At 56.8% G+C, this 12,534-nt stretch carries 11 protein-coding genes; 4 read left to right on the forward strand and 7 right to left on the reverse strand.

From position 1 onward, the window contains the following. Positions 1–66 precede the first annotated feature (66 nt). The 4 genes from USG84_RS05000 to USG84_RS05015 form a co-directional block, all read right to left on the reverse strand. Positions 67–1,446 (reverse strand): efflux transporter outer membrane subunit, encoded by a 1,380-nt coding sequence (locus tag USG84_RS05000; protein ID WP_151413812.1) that lies wholly within the window; start codon positions 1,444–1,446, stop codon positions 67–69. After that, on the reverse strand, positions 1,443–2,525 hold the full coding sequence (locus USG84_RS05005) for an HlyD family secretion protein (RefSeq protein WP_253541918.1): 1,083 nt from the start codon (positions 2,523–2,525) through the stop codon (positions 1,443–1,445). The genes USG84_RS05000 and USG84_RS05005 overlap by 4 nt, the downstream gene beginning before the upstream one ends. Positions 2,526–2,547: 22 nt before the next feature. Next, complete coding sequence (locus USG84_RS05010) at positions 2,548–4,200, reverse strand: MFS transporter (protein ID WP_253541921.1); 1,653 nt, start codon at positions 4,198–4,200, stop codon at positions 2,548–2,550. Between the two features lie 157 nt (positions 4,201–4,357). Beyond that, positions 4,358–5,677: an MFS transporter gene (locus tag USG84_RS05015; RefSeq protein ID WP_151413811.1), complete on the reverse strand. Its 1,320-nt coding sequence runs from the start codon at positions 5,675–5,677 to the stop codon at positions 4,358–4,360. Positions 5,678–5,741: 64 nt separating this feature from the next. On the opposite strand from USG84_RS05015, the gene USG84_RS05020 reads away from it, so the two are divergent. Further along, complete coding sequence (locus USG84_RS05020) at positions 5,742–5,867, forward strand: hypothetical protein (RefSeq protein ID WP_316330458.1); 126 nt, start codon at positions 5,742–5,744, stop codon at positions 5,865–5,867. A 137-nt stretch (positions 5,868–6,004) separates the two neighbouring features. Then, entirely contained in the window at positions 6,005–6,799 is a 795-nt protein-coding gene (locus USG84_RS05025) for a YdcF family protein (protein WP_253541924.1), read from the forward strand. Between the two features lie 62 nt (positions 6,800–6,861). Here USG84_RS05025 and gap read toward each other — a convergent pair whose 3' ends face one another. Further along, positions 6,862–7,863, reverse strand: a complete 1,002-nt coding sequence (gene gap / locus USG84_RS05030; RefSeq protein WP_028013079.1) for a type I glyceraldehyde-3-phosphate dehydrogenase — start codon at positions 7,861–7,863, stop codon at positions 6,862–6,864. Between the two features lie 189 nt (positions 7,864–8,052). Between gap and cybB the strand changes: the two genes are divergently transcribed. Further along, the gene (gene cybB, locus USG84_RS05035) at positions 8,053–8,583 is read left to right on the forward strand and encodes a cytochrome b561 (protein WP_151413810.1); all 531 of its coding nucleotides are present in this window, start codon (positions 8,053–8,055) and stop codon (positions 8,581–8,583) included. 43 nt (positions 8,584–8,626) lie between these two features. Here cybB and USG84_RS05040 read toward each other — a convergent pair whose 3' ends face one another. After that, complete coding sequence (locus USG84_RS05040; RefSeq protein WP_151413809.1) at positions 8,627–9,694, reverse strand: oxidoreductase; 1,068 nt, start codon at positions 9,692–9,694, stop codon at positions 8,627–8,629. A gap of 13 nt (positions 9,695–9,707) precedes the next feature. Then, positions 9,708–10,451 carry a DeoR/GlpR family DNA-binding transcription regulator gene (locus tag USG84_RS05045; protein ID WP_151413808.1) on the reverse strand — a complete coding sequence of 248 codons (744 nt, stop codon included), beginning with the start codon at positions 10,449–10,451 and terminating at the stop codon, positions 9,708–9,710. 715 nt (positions 10,452–11,166) lie between these two features. Between USG84_RS05045 and USG84_RS05050 the strand changes: the two genes are divergently transcribed. Further along, on the forward strand, positions 11,167–12,504 hold the full coding sequence (locus USG84_RS05050; RefSeq protein ID WP_253541927.1) for a TolC family outer membrane protein: 1,338 nt from the start codon (positions 11,167–11,169) through the stop codon (positions 12,502–12,504). The last annotated feature ends 30 nt before the right edge of the window (positions 12,505–12,534 follow it).

Here is a 12,534-nt window from a genome sequence, read left to right on the forward strand (position 1 = left end):
AAGCTGGTTTTCTCCCTCTCCCTGTGGGAGAGGGCTGGGGTGAGGGCCTCAGCGCGCAAAGTGGGTTCACGCGTTCTTCCACCCGCCGCCCAGCGCTTTATACAAATCAATCTGCGCCAGCAGCAGGTTATTTTTTACCTGCACCACGCTGGTCTGGACCGAGTACAGCGTGCGCTGCGCGTCCAGCACGTCAAGATAGGATGAATAACCGTTGCGATAGCGGTTCTGCGCAATGCGCAGCGTCTCCCGAGCCACATCCTGCTGGGCGAGCAGCTCCGTCAGCTGTTCCCGATAGCGCGTAATGGCGTCAAGGCTGTTGTTCACTTCGGCAAACGCGTTACGCACGGTTTTTTCATACGCGTACAGCGCCTGGTTACGCTGGGACTGGGAAATATCCATCTGCGCGTTCAGGGCCTGGCGGTTCAGCAGCGGGGCGAGAATGCTGCCGCCCGCGCTCCAGAGCTGGAGCGGGTTGTCCAGCAGGCCGGAAAGGGTACGATCCTGAATCGATCCGCTTGCGGTCAGATTGATCGACGGCAGCAGGCTGGCGCGTGACGCGGCAAGCGAGGCGTCAGCCGCGATCAGCTGTCGCTCGGCCTGCACGATGTCCGGCCGACGATTCAGGAGCGTGGAGGGCAGCTGTGACGGCAGCGTCAGCGGCGTCAGCGCCGCAAAGCTTTCGCTGCGCGCCACCGCGCCGGGATTGCTTCCCAGCAGCAGGCTCAGGGCATTTTCCTGCTGCGCAATTTGATGCCGCAGCACGGGTACCTGCGCCCGCGTTGAGCGAAGCTCAGAATCCGACTGCATCAGCTCCAGACGCGAGCTGTAGCCCGTCTCAAGCTGGCGTTTGGCAAGGTTAAACGCCTCCTCGCGCGATTTCAGCGTGGATTCGGTCACGCGCAGCTGTTCATCAAGCGAGAGCAGGGTTACGTACCCGGAGGCAACGGACGAGGCGACGGTGAGATCCGCGGCCGCGGCGGCGGCTTTTTGCGCCTCCAGCGAGGCCTCGGCTGCGCGAGAAGTGCTGCGGTTGACGCCCCAGATATCAACGTCATAGCTCGCCGTCAGGCTGCCTCTGTACAGCGTACCGTAGACCGGTAGCCCGGTGGCGGCAGACTGCGAACGGGCGCGCGTTCCGCTTACCCCCGCGTCGAGCGAAGGAAACAGGCTCCCGTCGGCGGCAAAGACCCGCGCCTGATATTCGTTTATCCGCTCGCGGGCAATCAGCACGTCGCTGTTGTTTTTAAGCGCCCGATCCACGTAGCGGTTCAGGTGGTTGTCATGAAAGTTGCGCCACCAGAGCTGCTCCGCCGGGCTGGCTGGCCCCGAGTCGGCTCGCCACTGCGCAGGGATGTGCAGCGTCGGCTGCGCCGGCTTTACGTCGACGGACTGGCATCCGGCCAGCGTTACCGCCAGCACCAGAGCGGCTATCGGGCGGAGGATCATGGCTTCGCCTTCCGCGTATCAATCGTCACCTGGACCGACATACCCGGACGCAGCAGTTTGTACGCGTCTTCTTCACCCAGCACCTCAATACGCACCGGAATGCGCTGGGCGATTTTGACAAAGTTGCCGGTGGCGTTGTCCGGCGTGATAGCGCTGAATTCAACCCCGGTCGCCGGCGAGATGCTCTCCACGCGGCCCTGATACGCTTTGTTGTTCAGGGCATCGACGGTAAACTTCACCGGCTGACCGACGCGCAGCTCCGCCAGCTGGGTCTCTTTGATGTTGGCGATCACCCAGTGCTGCGGCGGCACCAGGGTAGTGAGGTGCGTGCCGGCGGTCACGTACGCGCCGAGACGCACGGCAATCTGGCCGAGCTGGCCGTCGCGCGGGGCGATAATGCGGGTGTTTTGCAGGTCAATCTGCGCCAGCTCCAGCGCCGCTTTGGCGTTTTCAACATCCGCCTCCAGCGCGCCGCGGTTCACAATCACCGTCTGCAGATCCTGACGCGACATCTCAAGCGAGGCTTTCGCCTGGTCGATATCCGCGCTGCCCTGGGCCGCGCTGGCCAGCGCGGCATCGCGCTCGCGAATGGAAAGCGAACCGTCCGCCGTCAGATCCTTCACGCGCTTTAAATCCGCCTGGGTTTTCAGGCTCTGGGCGCGGGCATTTTTCAGCGCGGCTTCATTTTTGGCAATGGTCGCTTCGGCGCTTTTACGCTGCTGCAGGTTGTTATTCAGCGCGGCAATTTTCATCGCCAGCTGCGCCTCGGCCTGATGGACGCGCTGACGATAGATGCGGTCGTCGATCTGCAACAGCAGGTCGCCTTTTTTGACCTGCACAAAGTCCTGAACCTTCACCTCGGTGATATAGCCGTTAACCTGGGGGCTGATGAACGTCGTCTGGCCGCGCACGTAGGCGTTGTCGGTAAACTGCGCGTGGCGGGTAAACGGCGGCAGCTGCCAGGCGTAAAGAATGACCAGCACGCCGACAATACCGATGGCGGCGGCGGTGAAAACGGAAACAATGCGCACATTTTTGCGGGTGTTGGCCTGCTCTTTGGCGGCATCCTGCTGACTCATAAACTCTCCAGAAATATTTCAATTACCTGTTGCCGGTGGCGTTCTTCAGCGCCATACGGGCAGTTATGCGCAGGCGCAGCAAGCGCCATAAAATCCAGACCAGCGTGGCGGCGGCGATGCTCGCCGTCAGAAGATAAGTATCGTTATAGGCCAGAATGTTTGCCTCAAGGGTGGTCACCGTCTGTAGCTGGGTAATGGCCTGCGTTCCCAGCAGCGAACTGTCGCCAATCAGGCTTTTATACATCTGGGTATAAAGCTGAATTCGCTCGTTGACCAGCGGGTTGAGCGTGGTGAGCTGATCCGCCATCAGGCTGGAGTGGTACTTCTCGCGCCAGGTCTGGAAGGTGCCGAGAATCGCCGACCCCAGCAGGCCGCCGAGGTTCTGGCTCATGCCGAACATGACCGAGAAGCTGACCAGGTTTCGCGGGTCGGCGATCACCCCGCCAATGGCGGCCAGCATGGCGGGCGCCAGGAAGAAGGCGCTGCCGAAGCCCAGCAGGAACTGGCTGACCATCAGCTGATCCGGGCGGGTCAGGTTATTGGACTGGCTGTCCAGCAGGGAGGCCACAATCATCAGCGCCAGAGAGGTGACGATCGGCCACGCCAGCTTTGTGGGCTTGATGGTGAGACAGCTGGTGACGATCCCGCAGACGATCCCGGCGAAAATGGACCACGCCAGATGGGTCATCTGCTCATTCTGTAACCCCACGTACTGTAGCCAGCCGATGACGCCGGTGTTTTGCTCCGCCAGCACGATGCGGATCAGCAGCATAATCAGCCCCAGGCGGACGATGCTGCCGCTCGACAGCCAGCGGGTATTCAGCAGCGGGTTGTCGCGGTTATGTTCAAACACGATGGCAGCCACAATCAGCACCAGCGATAGCGCCAGCGACCAGCCGATCCACGGCGCCTCGAACCACCATTCAAGACGGCCTAACGAGAGCACGGCGCAGAGCAGGGCCATCCCGGGGGCCAGTAAAAAGAAGGTGATAAAGTCTTTCTTCTCAAAGACCTTGCGCCGGTCGCCCGGCGGCAGCTTTAAGGCGATTACGCAGGCCAGGGAGATTAGCGCCAGCCCCAGTTCAAAGAAATAGAGCCCGCGCCACTCGTCAAGCTGGAGAAGCTCAGTGGAAAACAGGCGCGCCAGCGGAATAGCGAGCGACGATCCGGTAATCCCGATGGTGAGCGCCTTCAGGCGGTGCTTCGCAGGCCAGGCCTGTATCTGGTAGTAAATCCCCAGCGAGCTGAGCGCGGCGGCCACCATCCCGTGCGCGGCGCGCACCATCAGCGCGGAGCTGAGGTCGTTAACGAACAGGTGGAAAAAGGTGACCAGCACGTACAGCACCAGAAAACCTTCCGTGAAGGCGCGCAGGCCGTACTGTTGACGGAATTTGACCAGCAGCAGGTTGATGGAGATGTTGGTCATCACATAGACCGCGGGCAGCCAGGCGATTTCGGTCGACCAGGCCCCGAAGGTCCCCTGCAGGTTTTGCAGGTTGGCGGTGACCACCGCATTGCCCAGTGCCCCCGTCAGGCACACCAGCAGCCCAACGACGCCGTAGGCGACGCGTTTTGGCGTACTGTGCTCGGGGGTGGAAGGCGAACCCAGCAGGGCGGGTTTCTCATGTGGCTGCCACTCGCGAGGAGCATAAGGGTCGCGTTCGGGCAGGCGCATAACGTCATTACCTTAGAAATGATTGAATAATTAGCAGGCTAGGGATTCTACGTCTGCCGCAAATGATAATTCAAGTGAATATGATTTGCGCATGTTAATCAAATGTAGAAGAAAAATTTAAGGAAAAAGAGCGGCCCGCGGGACGGGCCGGGAAAGGTCAGAGACGTTCGGGCTGCGCCTGGACGAGAGTTGCACGCTTAACGCGGCTGGCGCAGAAAATCGCGATTAAGGAGATGGCTACCGTGACGGCAAGATACCAGGCCACCGGAACCCAGTCGCCGTCATATTTTGCCAGCAGGCCGGTGGCAATCAGCGGGGCGGTACCGCCGGCCAGCGCGGCACCCAGCTGATAGCCGAGCGTAATGCCGGTGTAACGCACGTTTGCGCTAAAGATTTCAGAGCACAGCGTACCGAGTACCGCGGTGACCGGCGCCCACAGTACGCCAAAGGCGATGACCGTCGCGAGCACAATGCCCCAGGTTGTACCGGTATTGAGCAACATAAACCATGGCACGATAAACAAGCCCAGGATAAAGACGCTCGTGGCATACATGCGCTGACGGCCAATTTTATCCGAGAGCAGCCCCATTAACGGAATCATTATCGTGGCCACCAGGGCTCCCAGCGTCACGGCCTCCAGCGCCTGCGATTTTTGATAGGTTAGCGTGCTGGTGGCATAGCTCACCACAAACGTAGAGAAAATATAGAACGGCGCGGTTTCCACGACCTTGAGGCCGGCGGCGATCAGCACTTCACGCCAGTGATGCTTCAGCGTATCGCGCAGGGGAGCCTTAGCCACCTGGCCGGACGCTTTGACCTTCTGAAAATCAGGCGTTTCATCGATATCTTTTCGGATCCACAGGCCGAGCAACACCAGAACCGAGCTCAGCAGGAACGGGATACGCCAGCCCCAGGAGAGAAAATCCTCCTCGCTGAACATAGTCATCAGCGAAACGATAAAGGTCGCCATCAGCATGCCGATGGTCACGCCCGCCTGTGGAATGCTGCCGAAGAACCCTTTGCGTTTTTCGGGCGCGTATTCGTAGGCCAGCAGCAGCGCGCCGCCCCATTCACCGCCTATGCCCATCCCCTGAATGATACGCATCAGGATCAGCAGAGCGGGCGCCCACAGGCCAATCATCTCATACGTGGGCAGCAGGCCAATCATAACGGTTGCACCTCCCATCAAAGAGAGGGTCAGTACAAGGGTTTTTTTACGACCAATGCGGTCGCCGATGTGCGCGAAAAGTACCCCGCCAATGGGACGTATAAAAAAGGTTAATGAGAAAGAGAGATACGAGAGAATGAGTCCGATCACCGGATCGACCATCGGGAAAAAGATCTTATTAAAGACCAGCGCGGCCGCCGTACCGTAGAGGAAATAGTCAAACCATTCAATGGCGCTCCCGGTAAGGCTGGCGATTAATACCTTCTTATTTTTTCGTAATACCGTCGTCGTACTTTCATGTTCTGTCATGACCTGAAACCCCGCCACGTTGATGATGTATGAGGTGCCACCTGGCGCGCTTCAGGTGCAACCCGTGAAGATGAAAAAGGTTGTGAAATTGTTAAGCAACTTAGGGTTGGATGTTGTATTTGGCAAGCGCGGGCGGTCTGAAACTGGTCAGATCACGGTTAAATTAGCAGCGTTGGGTGCTTTTTCATGACGCCTGTACAATACAATGTTTTGTATGGCTGGAAATCAAAAGCATAATAGGCAGGTGCAACCTGATGATTTTAGGATGTTTCTGGTTATTTCAGAAAAACGATAAATTCGGCGATTCAACAACGTGAGGAGTTGACCATGGTTCAGCCCCATTTTCCCCTTCTGGCGGATGCCACGCTGGCGGCCATCAATACTGTCGGCGCATGGCTGGCGCAGGACGACCTGAGCGCAACCCGTCAGGCTCCGGCGATTGATGCGGTGATCCTGGCTGGCAACGCGGCGATCCCGACCATTGACGCGGCCTGCCGTATTGCCTCTCAGAATGACGTGCCGCTTTTGATCAGCGGCGGCATCGGCCATTCGACCCCGTTTTTATATGAAGCGATCCGCAATCACCCGCGTTACCACGCTCTACCGGTCGCGGGGCGGGCAGAAGCAAGCATTCTTGCCGACGTTGCGCGGGAGTTCTGGCAGATCCCCGGGGCGCGCGTGTGGGTTGAAGATCGCTCCACCAACTGCGGTGAAAACGCGCGTTTTAGCTGGGAAATGCTGAAAGAGCGTCAGCTGACAAGCGGGCGCGTGCTGGTGGTGCAGGACCCGACGATGCAGCGCCGCACGATGGCAACCTTTGCCCGCGTTTGCCGTGACGAGCCCGCGTCGCCGCAGTGGATAAGCCATCCCGGGTTTACGCCGATGCTGCAAAACGGAAAAGATGGCGTGGAGTTTAGCGGGGGCAACGCCGGGCTGTGGCCCGTTGATCGCTACCTTTCGCTGGTTCTGGGGGAGCTGCCGCGGCTGTATGATGACGTTAACGGCTATGGCCCGGCCGGGCGTGATTATATCGCCCACGTTGAGTTCCCAGAGGCTGTCACCGCCGCATGGAGACAGTTACAACAGGACCCGGTCCTGAAGAGCGCACGTAAAATAATTTAGGCACGGAAAAATCCCCTCGCCCCTTTGGGGAGAGGGTTAGGGTGAGGGGTGAGTGGGGGAAGTCACAGCGCCGCAAACTTATCCAGCGTGCGCACCAGCTGGGTCACAAAACCATACTCGTTGTCATACCACGCTACGGCTTTCACCAGCTGTAGATCTCCCGCTTCAGAGACCTCCGTCTGCGTGGCGTCGAATACCGAGCCATAGTGCGAGCCAATCACATCTGAAGAGACAATCTCGTCATCGGTATACCCGAACGATTTATTCCCCTGGGTCGCCTTTTTCAGCGCGGCGTTGATCTCCTCGACCGTCACCTTTTTACCCAGAATCGCGACCAGCTCGGTTACCGATCCGGTTTTCACCGGCACGCGCTGGGCGTGGCCCTTCAGTTTGCCGCTGAGCGCGGGGATCACCAGGCCGATGGCTTTCGCCGCACCGGTGGTATGCGGAATAATATTTTCAGCCGCCGCCCGCGAGGCGCGCAGATCTTTCCCGCGCGGGCCATCCACCAGCGCCTGGGTGCCGGTGTAGGCATGAATGGTGGTCATGGTGCCCACTTTAATTTCAAACGCGTCGTTCAGGGCTTTTGCCAGCGGGGCGAGGCAGTTGGTGGTGCAGGACGCGACGGAAATAATGGTATCGCTGGCGTCAATGGTATCGTCATTCACGCTGTAGACGATGGTCTTCATCTCACCCGCGGGCGCCGAGATCAGCACTTTCTTCGCGCCGGCGTCCAGGTGCGCCCGCGATTTCTCTTCAGAGGTATAAAAGCCGGTGCACTCCACGACGATATCCACGCCCGCGGCTTTCCACGGAATGTGCTTTGCCTCTTTTTCGGCGTACACCGCAATGGTTTTACCGTCGACAATTAGCGCATCCTCGGTGAAATCCACGCTCCAGGGGAAGCCACCGTAGTTGGAATCATGCCTGAGCAGGTAGGCCAGGACTTTCGGGGAGGTGAGGTCGTTGATGGCGACGACGGTATTGCTGTCCTGGGTTTCAAGAAGGCGGCGCAGCACAAGGCGTCCAATGCGTCCAAATCCGTTAATGCCAATTTTACTCATGGTGTTCTCCTGTGAACGTGTCGATACGACAGTTTGAACTCATCCAGGCTTAGACCATCACGGACAGGGCGGCAATTGAAGATGCTTCATGCGAGGGGAAGTATTTGAAAAACCATACAGAAAAGTTAATGAATTTTTAAGGAAAGGAGATTATGTTGGCGCGGTGACTGTTTTTTTTCAGGAAATCCCATGCGCACTAAGTATACAAGCCTGCAAATCACGATTCACTGGCTGGTGTTTTTGTTAATCGTCGTCGCCTACTGCGCGATGGAATTCAGAGGCTTTTTCCCGCGTACCGACCGCCCGCTTATTAATATGATCCACGTCTCCTGCGGGATCTCGGTTCTGGTGCTGATGGTGGCGCGATTGCTGATCCGCCTCAAGTTTCCCGCACCGCCCATTCAGCCTAAGCCCAAAGCGATGATCACCGGGATGTCCCACCTTGGGCATCTGATCGTCTATCTGCTGTTTATTGCGCTGCCGCTGATTGGCATCGTGATGATGTATAACCGCGGAAACGACTGGTTCGCCTTTGGTCTGGCGATGCCTCACGCGGCGGAGGGGAATTTTGACCTGGTGGATGTGCTGAAGGAGTGGCACGTTACGCTGGCAAACCTGGGCTATTTCGTGATTGGTCTGCACGCCTTTGCGGCGCTGATGCACCACTATTTCTGGAAAGATAATACCCTTTTGCGCATGATGCCGAAAAAGCGTCAGTAGTCTTTAACTCTTGCCGGGTGGCGCTGCGCCACCCGGATTGTTTTTAACCCAGCAGCGCACGCTCTTCATCAGTTAACGCCAGCGTCTGCGTTGACCCCGTCTCTGACGATTTCACCGCCGCTTCCAGCACGGCCATGACCGCTAACGCCTCGACAGGATGAACGGGATTGGCGATCTTCCCGAGCACCGCATCCCGCACGTTAATGTAGTACTGCCGCTGATCGCCCTTCGGGGTGGCAATCGTCTGCGGTTCGCCGTCAGCCCCAAAGAACACCATGCTGTCGTCGTCTTTTCCCCAGGCGTCGCTGCCGGGAAGCACGCCAGCAAGCAGCTGCGCTTCCTGCTGGTCGATTCTGGCTTTCACCACGCTGCCTTTGTCCCCGTGGACGGTAAAGCGCGCCGTACCGCCAGCGACCAGCATGCTGGCGTGCAGAACCACCTTACGATCCGGGTAATTGAGGAGCACGTGCGCCCAGTCGTTAACCTCTGCGCCGTCGCGCAGCGTCGCGATATTCCCTTGGACAGACTCTGGCAGGCCAAACAGCTGAAGCGTCTGGTCGATCAGGTGAGGGCCCAGGTCAAACCACAGGCCGCTGCCGGGCACGTTCTGCTCGCGCCAGCGCACGCGCACTTCCGGGCGGAAGCGGTCAATATGCGACTCCAGATGCTTAACCTTGCCGACCGTGCCTTGCTCAATAATTTGCTTAATGCCGAGGAAATCGCTGTCCCAGCGGCGGTTGTGGAAAACGGAGAGCATAAGCTGCTTTTCTTCCGCCAGGGCAATCAGTTCGCGGGCTTCCTGCATGTCCAGGGTGAAAGGCTTATCCACGACCACGTGTTTTCCCGCGTTCAGGGCCAGCGTCGCCAGCGGCGCGTGGGTGGCGTTAGGGGAGGCAATGACCACCAGGTCGACATCAGGATGTTGAATGGCTTCCTCGGGCGTGGCTACCACCTGCACATCCGGAAGATCGCGCTTCACCTTCTCTTCATCACGAGAAGAGACCACCGCCAGCTTAAGCCCGTCCACGGACTGGATCAGCGGGGCATGGAAGGTTTTACCGACAAAACCATACCCGATCAGCGCAATGTTGATTGTTTGAACTTGACTCATGACCTTCTCCACGTTATTGCGCGCACACCGTGACCCGTAATGCGCCAGGGTCCCCAAGCTCAGGCCAGGGACGATCTAAAAAAAGTTGATGAATATCGGTTAGCCCGGAGACCAGATACGGCTCGCAGCGGTTAACCTTCAGGTGATCGGCAACAATCCAGTGCGCATGGCTTGCGGCGAGCATCGCGCGTTTCACCTCGGCATCCGCTTCTTTACCGGCACTCAAACCGAGTTCGGCATGAAGGGCGCACGCCCCGAGAATGGCGATATCTGCCCGATAGCGAGACAGCAGGGACAACGTGGCGCTGCCGGCAAACAGGCGCTGCTTCTGGTCCCATTTTCCGCCGAGCAGAATAAGCTCAATGTCTTCCCGGTCGCTAAAATGCTGGGCGATATCCAGCGAGGTAGTGATCACGGTGTGAGGCCCCTGTAGAAAAGTGGCGACGGCCATCACCGTACTGCCGGCATCCAGAAACAGGGTGGAACCCGGCGGAACCGCCTGCGCAACCTGTTTCCCCAGGCGCTGCTTGGTTTCCGGCAGCAGGGTATTGCGGCCCTGACGATTCATGGCCGAGAGATTTAGCGCAATAGCCCCGCCGTGATTCTTCTGGGCAAGGCCCTGATGTTCCAGATCGGTTAGATCCCGACGAATAGTATCCGCTGAAACCTGCAGTTTATCTGCCAGTTCGGTGATGCTGGCTTGACCTTGTTCACTGAGAATATCAAGGACATAGCGTTGACGTGCGGTTTTGTGCATGGCAGTAATCCTGCAAAATGTCGCAATAGTTCGCATAATACAGCATTTTGGCGCAGAGGGAAGGGGCATCGTAAACCAGGAAGATGTTTGATTATTGAAATTATATTAAGCAGATATCATTAAGCCGTTCTGAATGTTAACCACAGTGTTACTATTATGTTTTAATCAACAATTTGGATTAAGTAACCATGGCACTACCACTGATTGGTTTTACATTCTGATATTTAATTAAAATAAAGCATGTTATTTCGAATTAATATTTTTTATTGGGATTATGTTTCAACAAGATGGCGGCTATTACTTAAATTGACACTTCTTTGAAAATCTTTGTGTCTGACCCGCTCAGAAATTAACGCAAAAATGTGCGCAGAGATGATTAAGAATTTTCCTTAAATTACAGGGGGTTTTGATGTTTCATCTGAAAGACTACTTTCAGAGTTTTGTCCAGAAACCCCATGTTTTTTCTTATATGTAACACCTCATTAACATTGTGGGTGTAGTGGCCTATACCACATTTTGTTATGCTGCGAATCAACTTAAGAAATAAGTAAATTCTTAAATTTAATAAGACAAAGGCGGATCTCATCTCCATCGGAAATGGGTATGGGGAGTTTTACCTGAAATTCAGCGAGGAAGCTAAATAAGATATTTGTCTAATTATCTGTACCTCTTTTTGGGTAATTGCTTGAGTGTCACTCAGAGTCAGGGAGATAAAATGACGATATTACGCAAGCCTGTTTTAAGACAATTTATAGCAACGCTGGCATTAATTTCATTAGCCATAAATACGGCTTACGCCAATAGTGGCCCGGTGGGTATTGCCCCGTTGGCAACGATGACCTTAAAAGAAAGTATTCTTTTCGCTATCGATCGCGATCCGTCAATAAGCCAGCAGGCCGCGCAGTTAGGTATTGGTCAGGCGCAAATAGACGAGGCGCGCAGCGGCTGGATGCCGCAAATAGCCTTAAACGGAAGTACGGGGCATAGCCAGACCACCGATTCCAGCGGTTCGCTGAAGAATTCTGCGGCCTGGGGGCTGAGCCTGACCCAGCTGATATACGATTTTGGCAAGACCAACAACAGCATCAGCCAGTCTTCCGCCCGGCGCGATAGCTACCGCTACCAGCTGATGAGCACGCTTTCTGACGTGGCGGAAAAAACGGCGCTCGGCTACGTGGAGGTCAAACGTTATTCCGATCTGTTACAGGCGGCAAAAGAGAACGTTCAGGCACTGAAAAACGTGGAGCAGCTGGCAAAACTGCGCGCCGATGCGGGCGTGAGTTCCACCTCCGATGAGCTCCAGACCCGCACGCGCATTGCCGGCATGCAGGCGACGGTGGCGCAGTATAACGCCGCGTTGAACAGCGCCCGCGCAAGGCTCGCGGTATTAACCGGAATGCAGGCGGATAATTATTCGCCGGTACCCGCAAACCTTGCCGTTGAGCCGGATTCGCTCAACCGCATTGATTATTCGTTAATACCGGCGGTAATGGCCGCGCAGAACATGGAACGTTCGGCCCAGTATGGCGTTGAAACGGCGAAGTCCCAGCACTGGCCAACCCTGAGCCTGAAGGGGGGACGCACGCGTTACGAGTCGGACAACCGCTCGTACTGGGACGACCAGATCCAGCTCAATGTTGACGCACCGCTTTATCAGGGCGGCGCGGTATCCGCACGCGTGCGTCAGGCTGAGGGCGCACGGGCGATGGCGTCCTCTCAGGTCGATCAGGCGCGTTTCGACGTGCTGCAAAAGGCCTCCGTCGCGCAGGCTGACTGGACCGGCGCACGGGGAAGAATGGAGGCCGGGAAGCGGCAGCTGGAAAACGCGCTGCGGGCCCGCGAGGTTTATAAAAATGAATACACCCTGAGCAAGCGGAGCATTAATGATTTGCTCAGCGTTGAGCAGGATGTCTGGCAGGCCACGTCGGCGAAAATAATCGCCGAGTATGATGGCTGGAGTTCGGCAATTAATTATGCTTCCGCGGTTGATAATTTAATGCCGCTTGTTGGAATAGAGAAAAACGCTGCCGCAAAATTACCCGATTTAAGTTAACAAAAGCCACGCATAGCTGCGCGAAATAAG

This window comes from Enterobacter sp. 168J2, from assembly GCF_034107265.1.
GTDB lineage: Bacteria > Pseudomonadota > Gammaproteobacteria > Enterobacterales > Enterobacteriaceae > Enterobacter > Enterobacter nematophilus.

What these genes read in the sequence shown, in the direction of transcription:
- USG84_RS05000 (WP_151413812.1), bottom strand. Translation starts at nt 1,446, where the DNA reads ATGATCCTCCGCCCGATAGCCGCTCTGGTGCTGGCGGTAACGCTGGCC.
- USG84_RS05005 (WP_253541918.1), bottom strand. Translation starts at nt 2,525, where the DNA reads ATGAGTCAGCAGGATGCCGCCAAAGAGCAGGCCAACACCCGCAAAAAT.
- USG84_RS05010 (WP_253541921.1), bottom strand. Translation starts at nt 4,200, where the DNA reads ATGCGCCTGCCCGAACGCGACCCTTATGCTCCTCGCGAGTGGCAGCCA.
- USG84_RS05015 (WP_151413811.1), bottom strand. Translation starts at nt 5,677, where the DNA reads ATGACAGAACATGAAAGTACGACGACGGTATTACGAAAAAATAAGAAG.
- USG84_RS05025 (WP_253541924.1), top strand. Translation starts at nt 6,005, where the DNA reads ATGGTTCAGCCCCATTTTCCCCTTCTGGCGGATGCCACGCTGGCGGCC.
- gap (WP_028013079.1), bottom strand. Translation starts at nt 7,863, where the DNA reads ATGAGTAAAATTGGCATTAACGGATTTGGACGCATTGGACGCCTTGTG.
- cybB (WP_151413810.1), top strand. Translation starts at nt 8,053, where the DNA reads ATGCGCACTAAGTATACAAGCCTGCAAATCACGATTCACTGGCTGGTG.
- USG84_RS05040 (WP_151413809.1), bottom strand. Translation starts at nt 9,694, where the DNA reads ATGAGTCAAGTTCAAACAATCAACATTGCGCTGATCGGGTATGGTTTT.
- USG84_RS05045 (WP_151413808.1), bottom strand. Translation starts at nt 10,451, where the DNA reads ATGCACAAAACCGCACGTCAACGCTATGTCCTTGATATTCTCAGTGAA.
- USG84_RS05050 (WP_253541927.1), top strand. Translation starts at nt 11,167, where the DNA reads ATGACGATATTACGCAAGCCTGTTTTAAGACAATTTATAGCAACGCTG.